The 24,797-nt window shown below is 64.4% G+C and carries 23 protein-coding genes; 18 read left to right on the forward strand and 5 right to left on the reverse strand.

The window, feature by feature from the left end; translation table 11 throughout:
- From pcaF to LB520_RS22735, 3 genes are read right to left on the reverse strand one after another with little or no spacing between them, the layout of a single operon-like run.
- A complete protein-coding gene (gene pcaF / locus LB520_RS22725; RefSeq protein WP_224522918.1) occupies positions 1–1,206 on the reverse strand; it encodes a 3-oxoadipyl-CoA thiolase in 1,206 nt (401 codons plus the stop codon).
- Positions 1,207–2,010 carry a CoA-transferase subunit beta gene (locus LB520_RS22730; RefSeq protein ID WP_224522917.1) on the reverse strand — a complete coding sequence of 268 codons (804 nt, stop codon included), beginning with the start codon at positions 2,008–2,010 and terminating at the stop codon, positions 1,207–1,209.
- Positions 2,007–2,864 carry a CoA transferase subunit A gene (locus tag LB520_RS22735; RefSeq protein WP_224522916.1) on the reverse strand — a complete coding sequence of 286 codons (858 nt, stop codon included), beginning with the start codon at positions 2,862–2,864 and terminating at the stop codon, positions 2,007–2,009. Before LB520_RS22735 ends, LB520_RS22730 begins: the two co-directional genes overlap by 4 nt.
- Positions 2,865–2,967: 103 nt before the next feature.
- Between LB520_RS22735 and LB520_RS22740 the strand changes: the two genes are divergently transcribed.
- From LB520_RS22740 to LB520_RS22800, 13 genes are all read left to right on the forward strand, one after another.
- Entirely contained in the window at positions 2,968–3,738 is a 771-nt protein-coding gene (locus LB520_RS22740) for an IclR family transcriptional regulator C-terminal domain-containing protein (RefSeq protein WP_140838925.1), read from the forward strand.
- Between the two features lie 140 nt (positions 3,739–3,878).
- Positions 3,879–4,604, forward strand: coding sequence for a GntR family transcriptional regulator (locus tag LB520_RS22745; RefSeq protein ID WP_224639456.1), 726 nt, complete (start codon positions 3,879–3,881; stop codon positions 4,602–4,604).
- 2 nt (positions 4,605–4,606) lie between these two features.
- Positions 4,607–5,635 carry an ADP-ribosylglycohydrolase family protein gene (locus LB520_RS22750; protein ID WP_224639457.1) on the forward strand — a complete coding sequence of 343 codons (1,029 nt, stop codon included), beginning with the start codon at positions 4,607–4,609 and terminating at the stop codon, positions 5,633–5,635.
- Positions 5,635–6,609 (forward strand): PfkB family carbohydrate kinase, encoded by a 975-nt coding sequence (locus LB520_RS22755; RefSeq protein WP_224625572.1) that lies wholly within the window; start codon positions 5,635–5,637, stop codon positions 6,607–6,609. Before LB520_RS22750 ends, LB520_RS22755 begins: the two co-directional genes overlap by 1 nt.
- Before the next feature lie 39 nt (positions 6,610–6,648).
- Positions 6,649–7,713, forward strand: coding sequence for an ABC transporter substrate-binding protein (locus tag LB520_RS22760; protein WP_224625571.1), 1,065 nt, complete (start codon positions 6,649–6,651; stop codon positions 7,711–7,713).
- A 26-nt stretch (positions 7,714–7,739) separates the two neighbouring features.
- On the forward strand, positions 7,740–8,609 hold the full coding sequence (locus tag LB520_RS22765; RefSeq protein WP_224639458.1) for an ABC transporter permease: 870 nt from the start codon (positions 7,740–7,742) through the stop codon (positions 8,607–8,609).
- Positions 8,609–9,397, forward strand: coding sequence for an ABC transporter permease (locus LB520_RS22770; protein ID WP_224639459.1), 789 nt, complete (start codon positions 8,609–8,611; stop codon positions 9,395–9,397). Before LB520_RS22765 ends, LB520_RS22770 begins: the two co-directional genes overlap by 1 nt.
- Positions 9,397–10,461 (forward strand): ABC transporter ATP-binding protein, encoded by a 1,065-nt coding sequence (locus LB520_RS22775; protein ID WP_224639460.1) that lies wholly within the window; start codon positions 9,397–9,399, stop codon positions 10,459–10,461. Before LB520_RS22770 ends, LB520_RS22775 begins: the two co-directional genes overlap by 1 nt.
- Positions 10,462–10,538: 77 nt before the next feature.
- Entirely contained in the window at positions 10,539–11,627 is a 1,089-nt protein-coding gene (locus LB520_RS22780) for a Gfo/Idh/MocA family protein (RefSeq protein WP_224639461.1), read from the forward strand.
- A gap of 50 nt (positions 11,628–11,677) precedes the next feature.
- Positions 11,678–12,592, forward strand: coding sequence for a sugar phosphate isomerase/epimerase family protein (locus tag LB520_RS22785; RefSeq protein WP_140838907.1), 915 nt, complete (start codon positions 11,678–11,680; stop codon positions 12,590–12,592).
- A 24-nt stretch (positions 12,593–12,616) separates the two neighbouring features.
- Positions 12,617–13,708: a fatty acid desaturase family protein gene (locus LB520_RS22790; protein ID WP_224639492.1), complete on the forward strand. Its 1,092-nt coding sequence runs from the start codon at positions 12,617–12,619 to the stop codon at positions 13,706–13,708.
- 29 nt (positions 13,709–13,737) lie between these two features.
- On the forward strand, positions 13,738–14,052 hold the full coding sequence (locus tag LB520_RS22795; RefSeq protein WP_224639462.1) for a MocE family 2Fe-2S type ferredoxin: 315 nt from the start codon (positions 13,738–13,740) through the stop codon (positions 14,050–14,052).
- A gap of 29 nt (positions 14,053–14,081) precedes the next feature.
- Positions 14,082–14,885: a 3-methyl-2-oxobutanoate hydroxymethyltransferase gene (locus LB520_RS22800; RefSeq protein WP_224639463.1), complete on the forward strand. Its 804-nt coding sequence runs from the start codon at positions 14,082–14,084 to the stop codon at positions 14,883–14,885.
- Between the two features lie 18 nt (positions 14,886–14,903).
- Here the strand turns inward: LB520_RS22800 and hutH are convergent, their stop codons facing one another.
- Positions 14,904–16,400 (reverse strand): histidine ammonia-lyase, encoded by a 1,497-nt coding sequence (hutH, locus tag LB520_RS22805; protein WP_224639464.1) that lies wholly within the window; start codon positions 16,398–16,400, stop codon positions 14,904–14,906.
- Positions 16,397–17,398, reverse strand: coding sequence for an ornithine cyclodeaminase family protein (locus LB520_RS22810; RefSeq protein ID WP_224639465.1), 1,002 nt, complete (start codon positions 17,396–17,398; stop codon positions 16,397–16,399). Before LB520_RS22810 ends, hutH begins: the two co-directional genes overlap by 4 nt.
- A gap of 443 nt (positions 17,399–17,841) precedes the next feature.
- On the opposite strand from LB520_RS22810, the gene LB520_RS22815 reads away from it, so the two are divergent.
- The 5 genes from LB520_RS22815 (at position 17,842) to LB520_RS22835 (ending at position 24,695) form a co-directional block, all read left to right on the forward strand.
- Complete coding sequence (locus LB520_RS22815; RefSeq protein WP_224639466.1) at positions 17,842–18,828, forward strand: ABC transporter permease; 987 nt, start codon at positions 17,842–17,844, stop codon at positions 18,826–18,828.
- An 87-nt stretch (positions 18,829–18,915) separates the two neighbouring features.
- Positions 18,916–19,941: a sugar ABC transporter substrate-binding protein gene (locus LB520_RS22820; RefSeq protein WP_224639467.1), complete on the forward strand. Its 1,026-nt coding sequence runs from the start codon at positions 18,916–18,918 to the stop codon at positions 19,939–19,941.
- 82 nt (positions 19,942–20,023) lie between these two features.
- Entirely contained in the window at positions 20,024–22,147 is a 2,124-nt protein-coding gene (locus tag LB520_RS22825) for an ABC transporter permease (RefSeq protein WP_224639468.1), read from the forward strand.
- On the forward strand, positions 22,144–23,199 hold the full coding sequence (locus LB520_RS22830; RefSeq protein ID WP_224639469.1) for a hypothetical protein: 1,056 nt from the start codon (positions 22,144–22,146) through the stop codon (positions 23,197–23,199). The genes LB520_RS22825 and LB520_RS22830 overlap by 4 nt, the downstream gene beginning before the upstream one ends.
- Entirely contained in the window at positions 23,199–24,695 is a 1,497-nt protein-coding gene (locus tag LB520_RS22835; protein ID WP_224639470.1) for a sugar ABC transporter ATP-binding protein, read from the forward strand. Before LB520_RS22830 ends, LB520_RS22835 begins: the two co-directional genes overlap by 1 nt.
- The last annotated feature ends 102 nt before the right edge of the window (positions 24,696–24,797 follow it).

Genomic DNA, 24,797 nt, shown 5'->3' on the forward strand with positions numbered 1-24,797 from the left:
TCAGACCCGCTCCAGGACAATTGCTATGCCCTGGCCGACGCCTATGCACATGGTGGCCAAAGCCAGCTTGCCGCCGCGCTCGCTGAGCTCGAGCGCCGCCGTGCCGGTGATGCGCGCGCCCGACATGCCGAGCGGGTGACCGAGCGCGATCGCGCCGCCATTCGGATTGACGTGCGCGGCATCCTCGGCGATGCCAAGCTGGCGCAGCACGGCAATGCCTTGCGAGGCGAAAGCTTCGTTCAATTCGACGACATCGAATTGCTCGGGCGTCAGACCGAGGCGGGCGCAAAGCTTCTCGGTGGCCGGGGCCGGACCGATGCCCATGATGCGCGGCGCCACACCGGCGACGGCGCCGCCGAGGATGCGGGCGATCGGCGTCAGGCCATACTTCTTCGCCGCCGCTTCCGACGCGATGATGAGGGCCGCCGCACCGTCATTGACGCCGGAAGCGTTGCCGGCGGTGACGCTGCCGCCCTGGCGGAATGGCGCCGGCAGTTTGGCCAGGGTCTCGACGGTGGTGCCGGCGCGTGGATGCTCGTCCTTCGAGACGACGACCGGATCGCCTTTCTTCTGCGGGATCGTCACGGACGTGATCTCTTTCGCCAGCCGGCCGCTGCCTTGAGCGGCAACGGCCTTGTCCTGGCTGCGCACCGCGAAGGCGTCCTGGTCCGCGCGGGAAACGGAAAAATCCTCGGCGACGTTCTCCCCGGTCTCCGGCATGGACTCGATGCCATATTGCTTCTTCATCAGCGGGTTGACGAAGCGCCAGCCGATGGTGGTGTCGTAGATCTCGGCGTTGCGCGAAAAGGCGGCGTCGGCCTTCGGCATGACGAAAGGCGCGCGGCTCATCGATTCGACGCCGCCGGCAATCATCAGCTCGGCCTCGCCCGATTTGATGGCGCGCGCGGCGATGGTGACGGCATCCATGCCCGAGCCGCACAGGCGGTTGACTGTCGAACCGGGGATGTCCTGCGGCAGGCCGGCAAGCAGCAGCGCCATGCGCGCTACATTGCGATTGTCCTCGCCGGCCTGGTTGGCGCAGCCATAGACGACATCATCGACGGCCGCCCAGTCGACGCCCTGATTGCGCTCGACCAAGGCCCTCAACGGGATGGCGCCGAGGTCGTCGGCGCGGACGGAGGACAACGAGCCGCCGAAGCGGCCGATGGGCGTGCGGATGTAGTCGCAAATGAAGGCTTCAGTCATCTAGGCAGCTTTCCCCTCGGCGATCCCTTGATGCGCCGCCTTGGTGCGGACATGCAGGTCGCGCAATGTGTTCAGCTCGAGTTCCGTCGGCGCCGGCGTCTCGTCAAGAGCCTCCGTGAACTTGACCGTCCAGCCACAGGTCTCCTGTACCTGCTCGCGCGAGACGCCGGGATGCAGCGACACCACTGTGAATTCCTTGGTCACCGGGTCCGGCTTCCAGATGGCGAGGTCCGTGATTAAAAGCGTTGGCCCGGCAGTATCGATGCCGAGCCGCTTGCGATGATCGCCGCCATCGCCATGGCCGAAGGAGGTGAAGAAGTCGACCTTTTCGACCATGCCGCGCTTCGACTGCGCCATGGTGATGTAGACCTGCTTTGACGAAGTGGCGATCTCCGGCGCGCCGCCGCCGCCGGGCAGGCGGGTCTTGGGATGCGCATAGTCGCCGATGACGGTGGTGTTGATATTGCCGAATTTGTCGAGCTGGGCGGCGCCCAGAAAGCCGATCGAGATGCGGCCGCCCTGCAGCCAATAGCGGAACATCTCCGGCACCGCGACGGTGGTGACCGCCGTCTCGCACAATTCGCCGTCGCCGATCGACAGCGGCAGCACGTCGGGCGCCGTGCCGATGGTGCCGCTCTCATAGATCAAGGTGATATCCGGCGCATGCGTCAGCCGCGCGACGTTGCAGGCGGCCGACGGCGCGCCGATGCCGACGAAGCAGACATCGTCGCTCTTCAAGGCGCGGCTGGCGGCGATCGTCATCATCTCGTTCGGGGTGAAACCAATCTCCTTCGCGTCGCTCATGCGGCTTTCCTCAGATGTTCGATGCGGCCGGCAAAGTCATCCGGGCTGCTCTCGATGACGTTCTGCTGCATCCACGCCTGGAAGCGACCGCGGTCGGCGGCGATCTCGTCCCATTCGAGATAGGCGGCGTTGTCGCGCTCGTAATAGCCATGCGTGTAGGAGGGATGCGAGCCACCGGGCACGACCGAAATCGCAGCGATCGTCCAGCTGGGCAGCACGGTGAGATTGGGGTGGAGTTCGTCGAAGCTGTCGACCATTTCCTCGACCGTCACCACTGCGCGCTTTGCGGCAAGAACAGCCTCCTTCTGGATGCCGATAATGCCCTCGACCAGCACGTTGCCTTTGCGGTCCGCCTTCTGCGCGTGGATGAAGGTGACGTCCGGCCTTATCGCCGGAACGGCCGCCAACACCTCGCCCGTGAAAGGGCAGGTGACGGATTTGATGTTTGGATTGACCACGGCAAGACCGGCGCCGCGATAGCCGCGGAACACCGCACAAGGCAGGCCGGCGGCGCCCGCCTCATAGGCATTGGCCATGCCGGCGTGGCTGTGCTCCTCGATCTCGATGGCGCGGGGAAAGCCGTTCTCGATGGCGTCGCGGGCGCGTCTGAGCAGGCCGACGCCGGGATTGCCGACATAGGAGAAGACGATTTTCCTAGCCATGCCCATGCCGATCATCTGGTCATAGATCAGGTCGGGCGTCATGCGGATAAGCGTCAGGTCGCGAAAGCCCTGGCGGATCGCCTCATGCGCGGCGGCGGTCGGGATCAGATGAGTGAAGCCCTCGAAGGCGACCGTATCGCCGTCATGCAGGTTTTCCGCGACCGCCTCTTTCAGCGGCAGGAACTTGACCATCTCCAGACCCCACGAAAAAAGTTCGCATTGCGAACATCTGTTTTGTATGAGATATTTCTAACTCCGAGCTCTGCATTGAGTCAACGCCGGCATGGAGGCGCTCGTGGGAGAGGAAGTAATTTCGCGCGACCACGTCGGCTCGCTGGAACGTGGCCTGGCAGTGATGGAAATCCTTGCGCGCCATCCGGCCGGCATGACGCTGACCGAGATGGCCGAAGAGGCCGACCTCACCCGCGCGGGCGCCCGCCGCTTTCTGCTGACATTGGTCGCCACGGGCTATGCGACGCAGTCCGGCCGGCTGTTCTCGCTGTCGCCGCGCCTTTTGACCGTCGCGCGGACCTGGCTCGGCGGCGCATCGCTCTGGACGTTCGCGGCGCCGATCATGCGCGAGGTGGCGGGCAAATTCGACGAGGCCTGCAACGCGGCGGTGCTATCGGGTGAGGACGTCGTCTATGTTGCGCGCATCCCCGGACGGCGGATCTTAAGCGTCGCGCTCGATGTAGGCACGCGGCTGCCGGCCTATTGCACCTCGATGGGGCGGGTGCTGCTTTCCGGTCTGGAGGCGGACGACTTGAAGACCTTCCTGGCGCAAGCGACCATCGAGCGGCGGACGCCGAAGACGATCACCGGCCGCAACGCGCTCGGCAAGGCCATCGACAAGGCGAGGGCGGAGGGCTTCGCCATCGTCGACGAGGAACTGGAACTCGGCCTGCGCTCGATCGCGGTGCCGATCGTCGATCGCGCCGGCCGCACCGTCGCCGCCATCAACGTCTCGACGCAGTCGGCGCGTTTCTCGGTCGAGGCGATGGAGCGCGACATCCTGCCGGTGCTGCGCCAGGCCAAGCAGCGCGTCGAGGAGTTCTTCTTCGCTTGAGCGGCGCGTCTCCGGTTGCCGCACGCTCATTCTGCGCCCGGTCCGCCTTCCGTTCTTGAATGGTGATGAAGGTTCGTTGACGGGGGAATTCAAATCCGATATTGAACAGGATTATACAGGTTCACTGAACAGGTATCGATATGGCCCGTCGCGCGACGCAGATCACTCCCGGCACGGGCAAGCCCGAGCAGATCGCGACGGTTCTGGAGCATGAGATACGCTCCGGCCTGCTCGGCTTCGGCGACCGCCTGCAGAGCGAAAACGAGCTCGTTCAGCGCTTCTCCGTCAGCCGCAATACGGTCCGCAAAGGGCTCGAGGAATTGTCGAGCCGCGGGCTGATCACCACCAAGGTCGGCATCGGCTCATTCGTCACCTTCGACGGCATGCCGGTCGACGACGCGATCGGCTGGTCGAGCGCGCTTGCCAATGCGGGCGCCAATGCCGAGACACGCACGTTGCGGCTCGAGATCATCGATGACGCCGAACTGGCGGCCAGGCTCGGCGTCGAGAGCTCGTCCTTCATCGCCGTCGATCGTGCCCGCACCAACGCCGATGACGGCCATGCCATTTCGATCGAGCGCAGCCGGCTGCCGCTGTCGCCGGAGTTGGAAGACATACCGCTGCGCGGCCTGCGCGAAGGCTCGCTGCACCAGACGCTGCGCGGGGCAGGGCTTGTTCCCGATCACGGTGAGGAATGGGTCGATATCGAGATGCTGAGCACCGCCGACGCGGCGATCCTCGCCTGCGCGCCCGGCACGCCGTTCCTGCGCACACGCCGCCTGACACGCGCCGCCGACGGGCGTGCCATCGAATTCGTCACTAGCCTGCTCAACCCGGCGCATTTCGCGCTGCACCTGGAGTTCTGAGCATGGTGGCCGACGCAATGGACCGGGCTATGGGCGCGCTGATCGGCGGGGCGCTGGGCGATGCGCTCGGCATGCCGACGCAGCTTCTGTCGCCGGCCCGCATCGCCGAGCTCTACGGCCATGTCGAGGATTTCGTCGCGCCTGCCGCCGATCACCCGGTGTCGAAAGGGCTGCCCGCCGGCGCGATCACCGACGATACCGAACAGGCGCTGCTGCTTGGCCGCATCCTCGTCGAATCCGGCGAGCGTTTCGATCATGCGCGCTGGGTCAACGCGCTGCTCGACTGGGAGCGCGAGGTCAAGGCGCGCGGCAGCTACGACCTGCTTGGGCCGTCGACCAAGCGCGCTATCGATGCCATCAACAGCGGCGTGCCCGCGGAGGAGGCCGGCCGCGGCGGCGACACCAATGGCGCTGCGATGCGCATCGCGCCGGTCGGCATCATGATGCCGCCGGAGCCGCTCGACGTTCTGGTCTCCAAGGTGGCGGAAACCTGCCGGGCCACGCACAACACCTCGATCGCCATCGCATCGGCTGCGGCGGTCGCAGCCGCTGTCAGTCTCGGTGTCTCGGGCGGCGACTGGCGCATCGCTTTCGGCCATGCCGTCGCGGCGGCAAGGCTTGGTGCTGCGCTCGGCCATTGGGTTACCGGCGGCGACATCGCCGCGCGCATCGTCTGGGCGCAGGAGCTTGTCCGCGGCAAGGCGGAGAAGCAAGCCATCAAGCTTATCGTCGACCTGGTTGGCACCGGCGTCGCCAGTCAGGAATCGGTGCCGGCGGCCTTCGCCGTGCTGGAGGTCGCGCAAGGCGATGCGTGGCGGGCTGCCGTCATCGGCGCCAATCTCGGAGGCGACACCGACACGATCGGTGCGATTGCCGCCGGCATGGCCGGGGCCTGCGCCGGCCTGTCGAAGCTGCCGCAGGATCGCATCGCCCAACTGCATGGGATTGACCTCGCGGACGTCCGCGCGCTGGCTGGCGACCTGGTCGCCGCACGCGGCTCCAAGGCCGGCCCAGGCAAGGAGGTTGCCTGATGAGCGGGCGCCTCGTTCATGTCGGCAGCGCCGTGGTCGACTATGTCTACCGCATCGACGCCCTGCCGGCGGCCGGCACGGAAAAGACCGCGTCAGCTTACGCGCGGGTCGCCGGCGGCGGCTTCAATATGATGGTGGCGGCAAGCCGCACCGGCATGAAGGTGGTGTTCGGCGGCCAGCTCGGCACCGGGCCGGACGGAGACTTCCTGCGCAAAGCCTTCGCGGCCGAAGGCATCGAGACGCTGACGCCGCCATCGCCTTCGATGGACAGCGGCAATTGCGTCGCGATGATCAGCGGCGACGCGGAGCGCACCTTCGTTTCGTGGCCGGGCGCCGAGAGCCGGCTCACGCCGGACATGATGAAGCCGGTTCAAGTCGTTCCGGGTGATTGGGTTTTCACCTCCGGCTACACGCTGAGCTATCCCGGCAGTCGCGACGCGCTTGCCGGTTGGATCGAAGCGCTGCCGGCCGGCATTCCTTTCGTCTTCGATCCGACACCGGTGATCGCCGACATTCCACGGCCGATCCTGGACAGGGTTCTGGCGCGTACGACCTGGTTGAGCTGCAACACCAATGAGGCTGCCGAGATTGCCGGCGCCGGCGATGCCCAGACCGTCGCGATCCGATTGCTCGCCGAGCATTGCCCCAGGGCGGAAGGCGTCGTCATCCGCGCCGGCGCGCATGGCTGCTTGGTGCGCATGGCCGATGGCGGCACCCGTGCGGTGCCGGGCTTCAAGGTGGAAGCCGTCGACACGAATGGGGCCGGCGACACGCATATCGGCGCCTTCGTCAGCGGCCTTTCGCGCGGCATGGGCGCTTGCGAGGCGGCACGCTATGCCAATGCGGCCGCCGCGCTTTCGGTCACCCGCCATGGCGGGTCTTCGGCGCCGACCGACATGGAAATCCAGGAGTTCCTGACCGAGCGCGGCGAAGCGACGACCGCGCTCGACCGGGCGGAAGCGACTGCAACTTAACAAGCCCGTCAATCGGGCAAACAATGAGAGGAAAAGAACATGCGCATGCCAAGACTGACCGCTTTCCTGACGGCGACCGCCGTCTTCGTCTCAGCATTTACGCTTGGAGCACAGGCCGCCGAGGAAGTGCATGTGCTCAACTGGAAGGGCTATGGCGCCGACGAGCCCTGGGCGGTCGCCAATTTCGAGAAGGCGACCGGCTTCAAGGTGGTCAACGACTTCTTCAACTCCGAACAGGAGATGCTGACCAAGATCCGCACCAATCCCGGCCTCTACGACGTCGTCATGATCAACGCCGCCTTCAACGACCAGGCGATGGCCGGCAAGCTGATCCAGCCGATCGATGTCTCGAAGCTTTCCAACTATGCCGACATCGCCAAGGACAAGGCCAGCTCGCCGATGCTCAATCATGACGGCAAGGTCTATGGCGTGCCGTGGGTGTGGGGCCTGACGGCTCTGGCGATCAACGACAAATCCTTCGACAAGCCGCCGACGAGCATCGCCGAAATGTGGAACCCGGCGCATAAGGGCCGCGTCATCATCCGCGACGACGCCGTCGAGGCGGTGCAGTTCGGCGCGATCGCGTCGGGGCAGGACATCAACGACATCAAGGATATGGACGCGGTCAAGGCGAAGCTCACCTCGCTGATGCCGCAGATCAAGACCTTCTGGAGCTCGGAGAACGACTGGAACCAGATGGTCGCCTCCAACCAGATCGACATCGGCACCTATTGGAGCGGCTCGGCCGACCGCGCCAAGACCCATTTCAAGCTGCCGGTCTCGCTGGTCATCCCGCAGGAAGGCGCCGTCGCCTGGCTCGACGCCTTTTCGATCCCGGTCGGCTCGAAGAATGTCGCGGGCGCCGAGGCCTTCATCAACTATATGATCGACCCGAAATTCTACGTCGAATGGGTCACCAAGGTTGGCGCGCCGGTTTCGGCCAACACCAAGGCTGTCGACGCGCTGCCCGAGGACGCCTTCAACCGCAAGGTCATGGGCAGCCCCGAGGTCGCAAAGCGCATCCAGTTCCAGGCGCCGATCACCGACGCGCAGCGCGAGAAATACCTGGCGCTGTGGCAGGAGCTGAAGGTCAACGTGAAGTAATCACGTCTTTCGGTGAGGAGAGGCAGATGGCTGACCAGCTTGCGATCGGTTCGCGCCGCGGACTGAGGCCGGCCTTGCCGCTTCTCCTTCCGGCCTATCTGTGGCTGACGGTGGCGATCTTCCTGCCGCTGTCGGCCATGGTGTTCTTCTCCTTCATGACCGACCTGCCGCTGGCCGGAAAGGAATGGTCGTTCACGCTCGGCAACTACGCAGCTTTCTTCTCGCAGAGCCTCTATTCGACGCTGTTGTTTTCATCGCTGCGGCTCGGGCTGGAGGTGACGCTGTGGTGCGTCGTCATCGGCTACCCGGCGGCCTATGTGCTTGCGAAGGTGCTGAAAGGGCGCAGCCGCGAGGCGATCTTCCTGCTCGTTATCCTGCCCTTCTGGTCGAACGGGCTGGTGCGCATCTTCTCCTGGGCGATGGTGCTGCGCGAAGGCGGCATCCTCGACACCGCGCTCAATGCGGTGCTGCCGTTCAAGATCAACATTGATCTCATGTATTCCTACCCAGCCGTCATCATCGGCCTGGTGCACTCCTATGTGCCCTATATGGTGCTGACCTGCTATCTCACGCTGCAGGCCATCGATGATTCGCTGATCGAGGCGGGCCGCTCGCTTGGCGCATCGCGGCGGCAGGTGCTGTGGCGGGTGATCATCCCGCTGTCGATGCCGGGCCTGATCGCGGGTGCCGCGCTGATCTTCGTACCGGTAGTCGGCTCCTTCATGGAGCCGCGCATCCTCGGCGGCCGCACCGGTACCTTCTACGGCACCATCATCGAGGACCAGTTCGTCGCCGTCTTCAACTGGCCGCTGGGCGCGGCACTCTCCTTTATCCTGCTCGCGGTCGTGCTGATCATCCTGGCGCTGGCCGCGCCTGTCCTGCGGAGGGCTGCGTGATGGCGACGACGCGCATCCTCGAATGGCTCGGGCGCTTCTACATCGTGCTTTTGCTCGGCTTCCTCTATTTGCCGATCATCATCATGGCGGCGATGTCCTTCAACGCTTCGCCCTTCTACCAATTGCCGTTCGAATGGACGACGGACTGGTATTCATCGCTCTGGCAGAACGACCAGTTGATCGCGGCGACCTGGAACAGCATCGAGATCGCCGTCATCACCACTTTGATCTCGACGGTGCTGGGCTCGATGGCCTCGCTGGCGCTCTACCGTTACGACTTCCGCGGCAAGAAAGTCCTGCAGGCGCTGCTCTTCCCGCCTATCGCCATCCCGTGGCTAATCACCGGCACGGCAATGCTGATCTTCTTCTTCGACGTCGGCATCGGCCGCGGGCTGGTGGCAATCCTGCTCGGCCATGTCGCGCTGGCGCTACCTTATGTTATCGTCGTCGTGTCGGCCCGGCTGCAGACCTTTGCGCCAGAGCTGGAGGAAGCGGCGCGCTCGCTCGGCGCCAACCAGTGGCAGGTGACCATGCGGGTTACTTTGCCGTGGATCATGCCTGGGGTGATCGCCGGCGGGCTGTTCGCCTTCGCCGTGTCGTTCGACCAGTTCGTGGTCTCGTATTTCCTGTCGACGCCCGGCCAGACGACATTGCCGGTCGAAATCTATGCCGCGATCCGCAAGGGTTTCACGCCCGAGATCAACGCGGTCTCGACGATCATCATTGTCGTGTCGATGGCGCTGATGCTGCTCACGGCGCGCTTCTTCAAGTTTGGCGGAGAGAAATAATGGCTGGCCTCCAGGTCGCGAACGTTTCGCGCAGCTTCGGCGCGCACAAGGCGCTGGACGATGTCTCGATCGACTTTGCCGATGGCGGCTTCTATGCGCTGCTCGGACCATCCGGCAGCGGCAAGACCACGCTGCTCCGTCAGATCGCCGGCTTCGATTTTCCGGATTCCGGCCGCATTGCGATCGGCGGCGAGAGCGTCGAGCGCGTGCCGGTCGAAAAGCGGCGCATCGGCATGGTGTTCCAGAACTATGCGCTGTTTCCCAATATGAGCGTCGTCGACAATATCGCCTTCGGCCTGTCGGTGCGCGGCGAGCCGAAAGCGACAATCGCTGCGGAAGTGCAACGCGCGCTCGATCTCGTGCAGCTCGGCAAGCTCGGCGGGCGCAAGCCGCACCAGCTCTCCGGCGGCCAGCGCCAGCGCGTGGCGCTGGCGCGGGCCATCGTTACCAAGCCGCGCGTGCTCTTGCTCGACGAGCCGCTCGGCGCGCTCGACAAGGCATTGCGCGTCGACATGCAGATCGAGCTGAAGCGCATCCAGCGCGAGATCGGCATCACGACCATTTTCGTCACCCACGACCAGGAAGAGGCGCTGACGATGAGCGACCGCATCGGCATATTGCGCGACGGCAGGCTGGTGCAGGAAGGACCGCCGGAAGAGATCTACGACAGGCCGCAAAGCGAGTTCGCCGCGACTTTCCTCGGCGACGCCAATATCTTTCGCGGCAACGCGACCGGCTCAGGGATCAAGCTGCCCGACGGCACGACGATCGCGGCTTCGACAGGCGCATCGGTGCCGGCCGGCGCCAAGGCGAGCTGCGCCGTTCGGCCCGAGCGCATCCGGATTTCGCCCGGCGCGGCAAAGCCCGATCCAGCCAATGTCAACACGCTCACGGGGCAGGTCTCAAAGCGCATCTTCGCCGGCAACAACAGCACCTATTTCGTCGACCGCGACGGCCAGACTTTGAAGGTGATCGTCCAGAACACCGGTGCCGAACGCCTCGCAGAGGGTCAGCCCGTCGTACTCAGCTGGTCGCCGGACAGCACGGTGCTGATTGCGGCCTGACTGATGGGAAATGATGGCGCGGGCCTTGGCTGTGGTCCGGACCATGGCGTTATATCCATCCTCCAAGGGAGGAATGGATGGGGAGTATAGACTTCGAACCGGACGTGACAGTTCGGGTCAGGGAATACCGGATCGGCTGCATCGGCGCCGGCATGATCATGGCCGAATGCCATCTCGCCGCCTATCACGAAGCCGGTTTTCCGGTGGTCGCCATAGCATCGCGCACCAAAGCCAATGCGCAGAAGGTCGCCGATCGCTGGAATATTGCGACCGTCCACGAGACGCCGGAGCAATTGATCGAGGACAGCCAGGTCGAGATCGTCGATCTGGCCTTTCCGCCCGATCAGCAACCGGCTTTGATCCGCCATGCGTTGAAGCAGCCGCACGTCAAAGCGATCTTGGCGCAGAAGCCGCTGGCGCTTTCGGTCGAGGAAGCTGTGAAGCTGCGCGACGAAACGGCTGCGTCCGGCAAGATCCTCTCGGTCAATCAGAACATGCGCTATGATCAGTCGATGCGCGTCTTGAAGCAGATCATAGACAGCGGCGCGCTTGGCGACATCGTCTTTGCCCAGATCGACATGCACGCGATCCCGCACTGGCAGACCTTCCTTGCCGATTACGACCGACTGACGCTCGCCAATATGAGCGTGCATCACCTCGACGTGCTGCGTTTCCTTTTTGGCGAACCGGAGGAGATAACCACGCTGACGCGCAAGGATCCGCGCACGGCGTTCGAGCACTCGGACGGCATCACCGTGTCGACGCTGCGCTTCCCCTCGGGCGTGCTTGCCGTTTCGCTGGAGGACGTCTGGTCCGGCCCGCGCCAGGAGGGTTACGAGGACGATCAGCACATCAATTGGCGGGTCGACGGCATCAAGGGCGTCGCCAAGGGCACGATTGGATGGCCGAAGGGCGTCGCGTCGACGTTGACCCATGCCTCGAGCGAAACGACGGGCGGCAAATGGGTCAGCCCAAGCTGGGAGACGATGTGGTTTCCGCATGCATTCATCGGCGTCATGGAGCAGTTGCAATACGCGCTGAAGACCGGCACGCCGCCGGCGCTGTCGGTCGCCGACAACGTCAAGACCATGGCGCTGGTCGAGGCCGGCTACCGTTCGATGGCGGAAGGTCGCACGATCAGGCTGTCCGAAATCTCTGTCGACTAGGCGACTAAAAGGCAGGGCAACTGAATCGCTTACCCAGAGGACTTCACCTCATGATGCAGGCAGGTATCTTCACAGGCTATTTTCCCTACGAGCTGGAAGAGTCCGCCAGGCGCATCCGTGCGCTCGGCTTCAACACCGTGCAGCTCGACCTGCATTTCAAGGATATCGACCTGTCGGCCGGGCAGATCTCCACGGAAAAGGCGCGGAAAGTGCGCGACACTTTTCGCGATCATAACCTGCCAGTCTGCTGCGTGTCCGGCTACACCAACATCATTCATCCGGACAAGACCGAGCGCGACAGGCGACTGGCGTATCTGAAGGAGATTATCCGCAATGCGCGCCATTTCGGCTCGCCTTACGTGATCTCGGAAACCGGCACCTACAACACCGAGTCCGACTGGGTGCATCACCCGAAGAATAAGACCGAGGAGGGGTTCGAGGAATGCCGCAAAGTGATTTCCGACCTTGCCCGGACGGCTTACGACCACGGCGCCGTGTTTCTGCTTGAGACCTATGTCAACAACGTCGTCGGTTCGGTCGAGGAGACGGTCAGGATGTTCGCACAGGTCGACCACCCCGGTCTCGGCCTGTTGATGGATCCGACCAATTACTTCGAGGCGCACAACATCGACCGCATGGACCATGTGCTGAACCAGGTGTTCGACACGCTGAGCGACAAGATCAGGATCGCGCATGCCAAGGACGTCAAGCGCTCGGGCGACGACAAGTCCGAGAAGCATGCCGATATCGGCGATGCGGACGCGCATGAGGGGCTTACCTTCCGCGGCGTCGGCGAGATCGAGCTGCCGGCGCCGGGCCTCGGCGCGCTGAACTACGACCTCTATCTGAAGCGGCTCAGCGAGAAGCATCCGAACATCCCGGTGATCATCGAGCACCTGACCGAGGACGACGTGCCGCGCGCGAAAAAATTCCTCGATGAGAAATTCTGCGCCAACGGAGTTTGACGGCTGGGGAATATGACGATGGCGATGGCCGGCAGCACCAAGCGCGACTACAGCCTTGTCGGCGAAAGCACTCGGCTTGCGATCGAGACCGGGCTCGCCTCGGCCGAGTGGTACCATACCGACGTGCCGCGCAAGACCATGAAGGAATTGATGCAGCGCTCCGATGGGCCGGCGATCCGCGACACCATCATCTGGATCGTCGCGATCCTGGGCTCGGCGGCCGGCATCGTCTGGTTCTGGGGCAGTTGGTGGGTCGTGCCGTTCCTGTTCGTCTATGGCGTGCTCTACGGCTCGTCGAGCGACTCGCGCTGGCACGAATGCGGCCACGGCACTGCCTTCCGCACGCGCTGGATGAACGATGTCGTCTATCACATCGCCTCATTCATGCTGATGCGCAATCCGGTGCAGTGGCGCTGGAGCCATGCGCGCCATCACACCGACACGATCATCGTCGGTCGCGACGCCGAGATCGCGGTGATGCGGCCGCCGGACCTCATCAAGGCGGCTTTGGCCTTCACCGGCATCCTCGACTTCCGTTATTCGCTGCCGACGCTGGTGCGCCAGGCCTTCGGCAGATTGTCGGACGACGAGAAGAGCTACATTCCGGAAATGGAGCAGCACAAAGCGGTGATCGCGGCGCGCTGGCATATGGTCGCCTACGCCGCGACGATTGCTGTCGCGATCGCGCTTGGATCATGGATACCGCTCGTATTGATCGGCCTGCCGCGGCTCTACGGCACCTGGCACATGGTGCTGACGGGGCTGTTGCAGCATATCGGGCTGGCCGACAACGTCACCGATCACCGGCTGAACACGCGCACCGTCTACATGAACCCGATCAGCCGCTTCATCTACTGGAACATGAACTACCATGTAGAGCACCACATGTTCCCGATGGTGCCGTACCACGCCCTGCCGAAGCTGCATGAGCTGATCAAGCACGATCTACCGGTGGCGAACCCGTCGATGTGGCATGCCTATCGCGAGGTCTGGCCGGTGCTGCTCAGGCAACTGAAATACGAGGACTATTATCTCAAGCGCGAATTGCCGGCGACGGCCAAGCCGTATCGCGGCGAATTCCATGATCTCGACATAACGGCCGCGGCCGCCGAATAGGCGCAGCTTAGGCAAAATGGAGACAGACGATGGCGGAATGGGTCGAAGCATGCGCGGTCGACGACGTGGACGAGGAGGATGTGATCCGCTTCGATCATGGCGGCCGCACTTTCGCGATCTATCGCTCGCCGGACGACGCCTTCTTCGCGACCGATGGATACTGCACGCATGAAAAGGCCCATCTCGCCGACGGGCTAGTGATGGACGACATCATCGAATGCCCCAAGCACAATGGCCGCTTCAACTACAAGACCGGCCAGGCCAAGGGCGCGCCGGTCTGCGTCAACCTCAAGACCTATCCGGTCAAGGTCAAGGCCGGTAAGGTGATGATCGATATCGGCTGAAAGCCGCCAGACAAAACAGGATGTAACCGATGAGCCGGAAGAGACCGACCGTTGCCGATCTGCGCGCCATGAAGGGCAAGCGGCAATTGACCATGCTGCGCGTGCTGACGCTGGAGGAAGCCGAGGCCGCCGAGCGGGCAGGGGTCGACATCGTCTCGGTGCCGCCGGACCTGGTTCTCAACCCGCAATATCGCGACGCCGCGCCCAGCCTCTTCACCATGCCGGGCGACAATTTCTTCGAGATCGGCACGGCCGACGATTTCGTGCGCTGGTCGTTCCGGCTCTACAAAGCCGGCGCCGACGCGGTCTATTGCAGCGCCGGCTACGCCACGATCAAGCGCATGGCCGACGACGCCATCCCGGTCATCGGCCATGTCGGCCTGATCCCGTCGCGCGCGACCTGGACTGGCGGCTTCAAAGCGGTCGGCAAGACAGCCGATACGGCCATGCAGGTGTTCGAGGCGGTCAAGCAGCTGGAAGCGGCCGGCGCGATCGGCGCCGAGATCGAGGTGGTGCCGGTGGAAGTGGCGAAGGCGATCTCGGAGCGCACATCGCTGATCATGCTGTCGATGGGCGCCGGCACGGGCTGCGACGCGCAATATCTGTTCGCCGAGGATATTCTCGGCGCCAATCGCGGTCACATGCCGCGCCACTCGAAAGTTTATCGCAACTTCGCCGCCGAATATGACCGGCTTCAGCAGGAGCGCATTGCGGCGTTTTCCGAATATGTCGCCGACGTTAACAGCGGCGCCTATCCGGAAGACAGGCATGTCGTGCACATGGATCCGGACGAACTCACCCTCTTCATGAGGAAGGTGGACGCAAAGCCCTGAACCAAGAGTCGAAAAGCGTCAGCCCGTTGCCGGGGGACCTTGCCAGATTCCGCTGGCGAGGGCGGCGTAAAGCGCTTCGGCGTCGATGCCGAGCGGTCTGTCTTCTTTGAGCGTCGCCACATGCGAGCGCACGGCCGCGTGGATTGTGCCCGTGGCCGGCGCGAGCGTCATACCCTCGCGCAAATCGACCGCCTGCGCTGCCGCCATCAGCTCGAAGGTAATCAGCCGCCGCCACAGCACGATCATCTCGGCGCATTTCGCGACGGCGAGCGGCGTCTGCGTGGCGTGATCCTCGACGCCCTCGGATACAGGCAGGAAATCGAGCATTACCGGATTGGCCTTGTGGCGGATCGCGGCCAGTATCGCCGTCACCGTCTTCTGCAGCGGCACGAAGCCGGCGGAAGCGCCGCCCACCGGCGAGAGGTATTTCGGCAGGCCATGGCGGGTCGAGCCGGTGAGCTGGACAAAGCGCGCGGCGGATGCCGCCGCGCATTGCGCGATCGCAAGGCCAAGCGTCTCGAAGGCGAGCGCCAGCGACGCGGTGTGGAAGTTGCCGGTCGACATGACCAGCTCGTCCTCGGCAAGCACCAGCGGGTTGTCGGCCGCGGCGTTGAGCTCGATCTCGATCGCCAACCTGGCATGGTCGATCGCCTGGATCAGCGCGCCGTGGATCGAGGGCATGCAGCGGATCGACAGCGGATCCTGGATGGTTGTCGGCGCCGGCGCTTCATCGCGGGCCAGCAGGTCGCGCAGGGCTTTCGCCGCAAGCTGCTGGCAGGCACCCGGGCGTGCCTGATGCTGGCGCGGATCGAGAATGGTGCGGTTGGCGCCGATGCCTTCCATCGTCAGCGCGCCGGCCTGCTGCTGCTGTTCGAGCGCCGACAGCGCATCGGTCAGCGCCAGCGCTCCGATCCCGACGGAAACGGCCGACGCGTTGATCAGGGAGAGACCGTCCTTCGGCGAGAGAGTGACGGGCGCCAGCCGCGCCATCATCAGCGCCTTGGCGGCAGGCATGCGGCGGCCCTGATATTCGGCTTCGCCATCGCCGATCAGCACGCGGGCGACCGCCGTCATCAGCAGAAGATCGCCGGCGCCGATCGAACCCAGCGACGGCATCACGGGATGCACGCCGGCATTGAGCGCCTCGACCAGCGCGGTGAACACGCGCGGCGACAGGCCCGAGCCGCCGGCGGCGAGCATCGCAAGGCGGGAGAACATCGCCGCCCGCACCACCGGCACCGGCAGGGCCTCGCCGACCGCGGCGCTGCGGCCTTCGATCAGCTGGCGCTGGAAGGCGCCGGCGTCGCCTTCGACAGCCGTGACGAGATTGGCGCCGAGCCCGGTGTTCAGCCCGTAAATCTGCTGGCCGCCCGCCGCGGCCGCATCGAGGACCTGGCGAGCCTTGTCGAGCTTTTCCAGGACGGCAGGCGTGATCTCGACCTTGCAGGCGTTGCGCGCGGCGGCAACCACATCCTCGATGCTGATGCCGGCGCCGGTGAGAACGAGCGGGCTCATGCGAAGCGCAGCCTCTGGCCGATGCCGTTTTCGCCGGCCTTGGCGAGCATGGCCTTGCCCAGCGCAATGTCGGACAACGAGAGGCCGCGATGCCAGAACAGGATCGTCTCGCCATCGCTTTGCCGGCCGGCTTTGAGGCCGGCCGCGATCTGGCCGAGCTCAGCGTGCAGCGTCGCCTCGCTCAGCCGTCCCGTCTCGACATGGGCGCGCAGCGAGCCGAACTTGCCGCCCTTGCACTGGCCCCAGTCGTCGACGACGATCTTCTGCATGATATCGGTCAATGACAGCTCGACCGCGCTCATCGTGCCATAGGGCACGACCAACGCGCCGCGCTTGATCCATTCGGTCTTGAGCAGCGGCTGCGGTTCCGGCAGCCGCGAGGCTTCGACGACGATGTCGGCGCCTTCGACGCAGCTTTTCCAGTCAGCCACGGCCATGACCGGCTTGCCGAGGTCGGCCGCCAGCCTGGCGACAAATCTATCGCGGCTTTCGGGGCGGCGTGAGTGGACGCGGATCTCGTCGAAGTCGAAGAGGTGGTCGAGCAGGCGCACGTTCCAATAGGCGGTGCCGCGCGCGCCGATATGGCCGAGTACCTTGGACGACCTCTTCGCCAAATGCTTGGCGCCGATGGCGGTGACCGCGCCGGTGCGCATATCGGTGATGACGGTAGCGTCGAGGATGGCGCGCGGCGTGCCGGTGCGCGGATCGAAAAGGTTGAGGATGCCGAATTCCGACGGCAGGCCATGCCTGTAGTTGTCGACATAGTCACCGACGATCTTCACGCCGGCGGCGTCGAGCGGCGCCACATAGCCGCGCAGCACGTTGAAGTGGCCGTGAAAGGACGGGTCGGGCTCGAGATGGACGCGCGGCTCGATAACAGTCTGGCCGTTGCCCTGCGCGACGAGCCCGGCTTCGACGGCGCCGATAATCTCGGCGTCCGTCATGGCAAGCGCTTCGATATCGAGAGCATTGAGGTAGTCGATATAAATCGGCTTCATGCGTTTTCCTCGGCCCACCCCCCGGGCTCATCCATAACAGGCGAGACGGCGACACGGAAGTTTGTTGGATAAGCTCTGGACTGGGCCGGCGCCACGGCGGTGTGTGCATGCTCCTGCCGCCAATGCCGGCGCAGAGGTTTCGGGCCATTCAGCGAACAATTGACGTCGTGCCGGGCGCATTTTGCGGACTCGAATTGCGCCGGTCCCGCGGGGTCCGAACAGGTTCTTCCGCGCGCCGTGCGATCACGGCAACGAACCGCCAAAAATCCAAGAGTTTCCAGCTATTGCGCCAGTTGCGGCAATTGATGCGTCCACTCGGAAAATAGTCGGAGAGGCGCGGTTCTTGAACGCGGATTCATTTGACGAGCCGCTGTTGAGCCGATTAGCTTTCATGCGGGGTGAGGGCCGGCAAGGCCTTGCCCACGGGGCGAAAGACACAAGCGATGAATGCGATCGGCTGGCCGAACTGGAGGCGCCTTAATCAGGAAGGCATCGTCTTTGCCATCGCCATCCTGTTGTTCGCCGCCGCTGCGCTGGGCCTGCCCGGTTTCCTGACCGCCGACAATCTGGTGGCCATCGTGCGCTCGGTCTCGGTGCTCGGCATTCTGGCGCTTGGCATGGCGGTCGTCATCATCGGCCGCGGCATCGACCTGTCGGCGGTGGCGATCATGGCGATGTCGGTCGCCTGGTACCTGCAACTGCTCAACACCGGAACCTCGGACGGGCTCGCCTTCGTCTATGTGCTGGCGAGCGTTTTAGCCATCGGCCTGCTCAACGGCTTTCTCGTCGCCTATGCCGACGTGCCGGCGATCTTCGTGACCTTGGCCACCGGCTCCTTCGTGTTCGGCTATGTGCGCTCGCAACTGATTACGCAGGATGCCGTGCCGGTGCCCGGCGGACACTGGGTCGAGCTGCTCGGCGGCGTCCGCTCCCTCGATATTCCGGTCGAGGTGTTCGTCTTCGCCGGTCTGGCTTTCCTGATGTTCCTGTTCCTGCGCTACACCAAATGGGGCCGCTTCATCTATTTCGCGGGCGACAATCCGGTCGCTGCCCGCAACATCGGCGTTCCGGTGCGGCCCATGCTGGTGCTGCGCTACGTGCTCTCCGCCTTCGTGGCGCTGATCGCCGGGCTTTTGACTGCGGCCAGCCTGCATTCGATCAACACCCGCATCGTCAACTCGACGCTGCTCTACGACATCGTCCTGGTGGCGGTGATCGGCGGCATCGGACTTTCGGGCGGCAGGGGCGGCGTGCGCAACGTGCTGGTGGGCGCGGCGCTGATCGGCATCCTGCTCAACGCCATGACCATTATCGACATTCCGCTTCTCTACCAGAACCTGATCAAGGCGGCGATCCTGCTCGGCGCCATCATCGTCGACGGCATCATCAATCCGCGCGACGAGCAGACGGCGCAACAAGGCGACATTTAGAGCGGATGGGCTAGCCCATCTTGCTCTCGGGTACCCGGCGCGATCGTGACGATCGGCCGGCAATGAAAACCGAACCAGAGGTGTGACATGAAACTAATCAGGACATTGATGGCCGCCGCCACGGCGCTCGCCGTTACCGCCTTCGCGGCGCCGGGCTTCGCCGCCGACGATCCAGGCCCCGCCGCCTATGCCAAGGCGCTCAACGGCAAGCGCGTAATGCTGGTGCCGCTGGCGATGGGCTTCGACCTGGCGCAGGGCTGGGCGCACTATCTGAAGAAGGAAGTCGAGGCCTGGGGCGGCACATTCGAAACCCGCGATCCGAACTGGGTGGTTGATGCCGGCGCGCAGGCGATCACCGACGCCATCGCTTCCGATACCAGGCCGGACGTACTGATCATCCATGCGCCCGACCTCAACTCCTATTCGAAGCTGATGAAGAAGGCGCAGGCCGCCGGCACATATGTGATCCTGGTCGACAATCCGGCCAACTTCCCGGCCGACGCCTTCGTCGGCAGCGACTGGGACAAGCTCGGCCAGCTCGAAGCCGAAGCGGCGATCAAGGGCTGCGGCGAGAATTCGTCCAAGAAGATCGGGCTGGTGCAGGGCGACCAGGCGAACTCGTCTAGCCTCTACCAGTATGCCGGCATCATGAAGGTGCTGGAGAAGCATCCCGACTTCCAGGTGGTGGCCAAGCCCGACTCGAATTGGGATGCGACCACGTCGCGCAACGTGACGACGACGATGCTGCAGCAGCACCCGGATATATGCTCGATCATCGACTTCTGGGACGGCGACGCCACCGGCGCCTCGGCCGCGATCCGCGACGCCAAGCTCGACGGCAAGGTGTTCCTGGTCACCACGGGCGGCGGCGAAAAGGCGGCCGATTGCGACAAGCTGAACGACGGCACCTATGGCGCCGTGGTGATGACCGATCTTGCCCGCCAGTCGGGCGACATGAACGCCATCATCAAGTTCCTGCTGCAGAGCGGCCAGCCGGCCGGCACCTCGCACACCTATATCTACACGCTGGAGAAGGCGACGACCAAGGCCGACCTCAAGCCCGACAGCTGCTGGGACCTGAAGGCGCTGCAAGCCGAAGCGGCCGCGAAATAAACCGCGCCGCCCCAAGAGCATCCCATGAGGTGGCCGGATCGTTCCGGCCACCTCTTTCCCGTTTTAATGACAGCGGCAGCCGATGAATTTCCGTGAACGCCTCCAGGCCTGGCGCTACAACCTCGTGCCCGACCATCTGGTCGGCGAGATCTTGACCAAGCGCTGGACCGACAACGCCATACCCTTCCTGGCGCTGGTGGCGACGCTCGGCGTGTTCGACTCGATCATTCCGGGCTTCTTCAAGCTCACCTCGCTGCAGGAATCGACGCGCCAGCTCGGCGAGTTCTCGCTGGTCGTCATCGGCATGACCGTGGTGATGCTGGGCGGCGGCATCGATCTTTCGGTGGGCTCGATCTTCGCGCTGTCCTGCTTTTCCGCCGTCTACGTCTTCTTCATCCTCGAACAGTCGATCTGGCTCGCGTTGGCCGCGGCACTTTGCACGGGGCTCGTCTTCGGCGCCATCAATGGCTACCTGGTCGGGTATCTCAGGCTGCGCGCCTTCCTCACCACGCTGGTCACCTTCATTTTCGGGCGGGCGCTGTTCGACATCCTCGTCACCACCTATGCCGCCGACGTGCAGCTTTCCCAGGCAAGTTCCGATGTGCTCGACTTCATCGGCGACGGCACGTTCTGGGGCCTGTCGGTCTCGGTCTGGCTGGCCATTATCCTTGCCGTCATCACGCATATCGCGCTGACGCGCTCGCGCCCGGGCTGGCATGTGCTGGCGGTCGGCGGCTCCCGTCGTTCGGCGCATAATGCCGGCATCCGGGTGCGGCGCACCGTGTTCATGACCTACGTCTTTTCCGGCTTCTGCGCCTCGATCGGCGGCTTCCTGATCGCCTGCCGGTTGAGCGGGGCGGGGCCGGGCACCGGCCTCAATCTCGAGATCATGGCGCTGACGGCGGCGGTGGTCGGCGGCGTCAGCCTTGGCGGCGGACGCGGCTCGGTGGTCAAAGGCCTGATGGGCGCCATCATCGTTCTGACCATGACCAACGGGCTGATCCGGCTCGGCTACGGCACCGGCACCAACCAGATGGTGCTCGGCATCCTCTTGGCGGTCGCCGTCACCATCGACATCCGCTGGCTGAAGAACCGCCACAAGGTGCTGAACGAGGTCTATGTCGCGCCGGTCTACCTCAAGATGGGCGAGACCCAATCGGCCGCGCCCGGTTCCGGCACGTCCTACGAACTCGACAATCGGCTCTCGGCCGCGGACCATATCGGGCTCGGCGAGCTGGAAGGACCCGAGGACGTCATCCTCGACCGCGGCGACCATCTCTATTGCGGCACCCGCCACGGCGAGATCGTCCGCTTCTTCGCACCGGACTACCGGCGTTCCGAAGTCTTTGCCCATATCGGCGGCTTTCCGCTGGGGCTCGCCTTCGACCGGGACGGCAATATGATCAGCTGCGTCGGCGCCATGGGGCTCTATTCGGTCTCGCCGGACCGGGAGGTGAAGCGCCTCTCGGCAGAGACGGCGCGCTCTTGGACCTCGATCGTCGACGATGCGCGTCTGCGGGACCCGAACGATTGCGACATCGCGCCTGACGGCCGCATCTATTTTACGGATTCGACCAAGCGCTATGACGCCCATGATTGGGCGCTGGACTCGATCGAGAACCGCGCCACGGGCCGGCTGCTCGTCTATGATCCCAAGGACGGCTCGACCAGAACGCTGCTGGACGGCTACCGCTACACCAACGGCGTGTGCATGGCGCATGACGGCAAGTCGCTGTTCTTCGCCGAAAGCTGGGCCTGCCGCGTGCACCGCTATTGGCTGGAAGGGCCGAAGGCCGGCACCGCCGAATGCGTCATCCGTGACATGCCGGGCTATCCCGACAACATCAACCGTGCCTCCGACGGCAATTACTGGATGGCCTGGCTCGGCATGCGCACGCCAAGCTTCGACCTGTCGCTGCGCCATCCCGACATGCGCAAGCGCATGACCCGGCGCCTGCCGCAGGATGAATGGCTGTTTCCCAACATCAACACCGGCGGCGTGGTGAAGTTCAACGAGAAGGGCGGCATCGTCGAGACGCTCGGCGATCTTTCCGGCAACGCGCATCCGATGGTCACCTCGATGCGCGAGCACAAGGGATATCTGTTCGTCGGCGGCATCCTCAACAACCGCATCGGGCGCTACAGGATCGAAGGCGCAGACCCGAGCTGGACGAGCCCCGCCTCCTATTGGGGAGGCAAGCCATGATCCTCGATCCGATCCTGGATGTCTTTCGCGGCAGAGCGGTCACCATTCCGCCGCTCGACGGCGCCTTCCGTCCCAACACGCGGCTGGACGACGCGCCGGCCTTCGCCGAACTGAGCGAGCCGGACAATCTGCTGGCGTCTGACGGGCGGCTGCTTGTCTCCAGCGGCAACGCTCTCCTGGCGGTTGCGGCCGGTTCCGAGCCCGTCGCGGTCGAAACCTTTCAATCCCCCGTGACCGCCCTGGCGCTGTCACCATCGGGCGACCTGACGGTCGGGCTGGAGAGCGGCAGACTGCTGATCGCCGGCGAGGAGGTTTCGCTCCCGGCCGAATTAAGGTGCATCACAGCGCTTGCCTATGCCGATGACGGCACGCTGTGGCTGGCCAATGGCTCCAGCGAACATGCTCCGTCGCAATGGGCGGCCGACCTGATGAAGAAGGGCGCATCCGGTTCGCTGTGGCGGTGCGGGGCGGGTGGCATCGGTTTTCAGAAGATCGCCGGCGACATCGCCTTTCCCTATGGACTTCACCCGGTCGGCGCCAACGTGCTGGTGAGCGAAAGCTGGCGCCACCAGCTCGTGCGCTTTGACGGCGCGAACGGAAGCCGCTTGACGGTGCTGACGCATCTGCCCGGCTACCCGGCGCGGCTGGCGCCTGCCGACGATGGCGGCGCGTGGCTGACCCTTTTTGCGCCGCGCAACCGGCTGATCGAATTCGTGCTGCAGGAAACGCATTATCGCCGCGACATGATCGACCAGGTGCCGCCGGCCTACTGGATTGCGCCGGCGCTGGCCTCCAACCGCAGCTTCCTCGAGCCGCTGCAATGCGGCGGCATCCGCACCATGGGCATCCACAAGCCGTGGTCGCCCAGCCGCTCCTATGGGCTCGTAGTCAGGCTCGACCGAACCATGCAGCCGCAATTCAGCCTGCACAGCCGCGCCAACGGCACGCGGCACGGCATCTGCAGCGTGGCGGAAAAGGACGGGCGCCTGTTCGTCGCCTCGAAGGGCGGTGATTGCGTGCTGGCGCTCGACCTCGCTTCGGGAGGTTTCTGATGGAACTGATCGTCCGTCTGGAAAACGTCACCAAGACCTATCGCGGCGTTCCGGCGGTGAAGAACGTCACCTTCGATCTGCGGAAGGGCGAGATCCATGCGCTGCTTGGCGAGAACGGCGCCGGCAAGTCAACGCTGACCAAGATCATTGCCGGCGTCGTCGACGCCACGTCGGGCAAGATGTTCCACAAGGGCGTCGAGACGGCTTATGCATCGCCGCACGCCGCGCTGGAAGCGGGCATCGCCATGGTGTTCCAGGAGACCAGCCTGGTGCCGTCGATGACGGTGGCGCAGAACCTTTATCTCGGCACCGAGAAATTCCTCAACCGGCTGCGCGGCACCTACATCTCGGCGCAGCAATTCCTGCAGTCGCTGAATTTTCCGGTCGATCCCAATGCGATGGTGGCGACGCTGGGTGCTGCCAAGCGGCAGATGGTCGAGATCGCGCGCGCGGTCCACCATAATGCCGAGATCATCATCTTCGACGAACCCACGGCGACGCTGACGCCGGAGGAGAAGCGCCATTTCTTCGCGCTGATCCGGAGGCTCAAAGCGCGCGGCGTATCGATCGTCTTCATCAGCCACGCGCTGGAGGAGGCGCTGATGATCGCCGACCGCATCACCATCCTGCGCGACGGCGAACTGGTGATCACCGACCAAACATCGGCTTTCGACCGCGACAGGATCGTCGCCGCCATGGTCGGGCGGTCGCTGTCGGGACAGATCTACCGCCAGCGCGACGAGACGAAGCTGCGCAAGGCCGGCAAGAAAGTGCTCTCGGTGCAGGACATCTCGATGAGCAACATCGTGCGCAACAATTCCTTCTCGATCTTCGAGGGCCAGATCACCGGCGTGTTCGGCCTGATCGGGTCGGGCCGTACCGAGACATTCAAGATCGTCTCGGGCATCTACAAGCGCGACTTTTTGCGCGGCGGCGCGATTGAATTGGACGATAAGCCGGTACGCTATCTGGTGCCGAGCGAGGCGGTGGCCGACGGCATTGTCTACGTCACCGAGGACCGCAAGAGCGAAGGCATCTTCGAGACGATGGGCATCGCCGAGAACCTGTTCGGCGGCCTGCTCGCCGCGGGCCGCGAAAAGGCCTGGGTGATCAACCAGCAGGAGATGCGGCAGCTCTCGGCCGAATGGACCAAGACACTCAACATCAAGGCGATCAACGACAACGCCCGCGTGGTCGAGCTTTCCGGCGGCAACCAGCAGAAGGTGGTGATCGGCAAGGGGCTGGTGCAGCAGCCGCGCATCGTCATTTTCGACGAGCCGACACGCGGCGTCGATGTCGGCGCCATCGCCGAGATCCACCAGATCGTCAACCGACTGGCCGACGAGGGCCTCGCCGTCGTCGTCATCTCGTCCTACCTGCCGGAGATCATGAACCTGTCCGACCGCATCCTGGTCTGCCGACAGGGCCGCATCGTGGAAGAGTTCTCGCCAGCGGAGGCGACGGAGGAGAAGATCATGTACGCGGCGGTGCACTAGGGTGTCGCTGGTGGCACCTTGACAATTGGCCGGAGCCTCCGCGACGTCGTCATCCACGGGCGGAGCAAGGAGCGCAGCGACGCGCGCAGACCCGAGGATCCA

Origin of the sequence: Mesorhizobium sp. CA12 (assembly GCF_020165255.1) — a bacterium.
Taxonomy (GTDB): Bacteria; Pseudomonadota; Alphaproteobacteria; order Rhizobiales; family Rhizobiaceae; genus Mesorhizobium.

Bases quoted from the DNA above. Each gene is read 5' to 3' on its own strand.
- pcaF (WP_224522918.1), bottom strand. From the start codon at position 1,206: ATGACTGAAGCCTTCATTTGCGACTACATCCGCACGCCCATCGGCCGC.
- LB520_RS22730 (WP_224522917.1), bottom strand. From the start codon at position 2,010: ATGAGCGACGCGAAGGAGATTGGTTTCACCCCGAACGAGATGATGACG.
- LB520_RS22735 (WP_224522916.1), bottom strand. From the start codon at position 2,864: ATGGTCAAGTTCCTGCCGCTGAAAGAGGCGGTCGCGGAAAACCTGCAT.
- LB520_RS22745 (WP_224639456.1), top strand. From the start codon at position 3,879: ATGGCCCGTCGCGCGACGCAGATCACTCCCGGCACGGGCAAGCCCGAG.
- LB520_RS22750 (WP_224639457.1), top strand. From the start codon at position 4,607: ATGGTGGCCGACGCAATGGACCGGGCTATGGGCGCGCTGATCGGCGGG.
- LB520_RS22755 (WP_224625572.1), top strand. From the start codon at position 5,635: ATGAGCGGGCGCCTCGTTCATGTCGGCAGCGCCGTGGTCGACTATGTC.
- LB520_RS22760 (WP_224625571.1), top strand. From the start codon at position 6,649: ATGCGCATGCCAAGACTGACCGCTTTCCTGACGGCGACCGCCGTCTTC.
- LB520_RS22765 (WP_224639458.1), top strand. From the start codon at position 7,740: ATGGCTGACCAGCTTGCGATCGGTTCGCGCCGCGGACTGAGGCCGGCC.
- LB520_RS22770 (WP_224639459.1), top strand. From the start codon at position 8,609: ATGGCGACGACGCGCATCCTCGAATGGCTCGGGCGCTTCTACATCGTG.
- LB520_RS22775 (WP_224639460.1), top strand. From the start codon at position 9,397: ATGGCTGGCCTCCAGGTCGCGAACGTTTCGCGCAGCTTCGGCGCGCAC.
- LB520_RS22780 (WP_224639461.1), top strand. From the start codon at position 10,539: ATGGGGAGTATAGACTTCGAACCGGACGTGACAGTTCGGGTCAGGGAA.
- LB520_RS22785 (WP_140838907.1), top strand. From the start codon at position 11,678: ATGATGCAGGCAGGTATCTTCACAGGCTATTTTCCCTACGAGCTGGAA.
- LB520_RS22790 (WP_224639492.1), top strand. From the start codon at position 12,617: ATGGCCGGCAGCACCAAGCGCGACTACAGCCTTGTCGGCGAAAGCACT.
- LB520_RS22795 (WP_224639462.1), top strand. From the start codon at position 13,738: ATGGCGGAATGGGTCGAAGCATGCGCGGTCGACGACGTGGACGAGGAG.
- LB520_RS22800 (WP_224639463.1), top strand. From the start codon at position 14,082: ATGAGCCGGAAGAGACCGACCGTTGCCGATCTGCGCGCCATGAAGGGC.
- hutH (WP_224639464.1), bottom strand. From the start codon at position 16,400: ATGAGCCCGCTCGTTCTCACCGGCGCCGGCATCAGCATCGAGGATGTG.
- LB520_RS22810 (WP_224639465.1), bottom strand. From the start codon at position 17,398: ATGAAGCCGATTTATATCGACTACCTCAATGCTCTCGATATCGAAGCG.
- LB520_RS22815 (WP_224639466.1), top strand. From the start codon at position 17,842: ATGAATGCGATCGGCTGGCCGAACTGGAGGCGCCTTAATCAGGAAGGC.
- LB520_RS22820 (WP_224639467.1), top strand. From the start codon at position 18,916: ATGAAACTAATCAGGACATTGATGGCCGCCGCCACGGCGCTCGCCGTT.
- LB520_RS22825 (WP_224639468.1), top strand. From the start codon at position 20,024: ATGAATTTCCGTGAACGCCTCCAGGCCTGGCGCTACAACCTCGTGCCC.
- LB520_RS22830 (WP_224639469.1), top strand. From the start codon at position 22,144: ATGATCCTCGATCCGATCCTGGATGTCTTTCGCGGCAGAGCGGTCACC.
- LB520_RS22835 (WP_224639470.1), top strand. From the start codon at position 23,199: ATGGAACTGATCGTCCGTCTGGAAAACGTCACCAAGACCTATCGCGGC.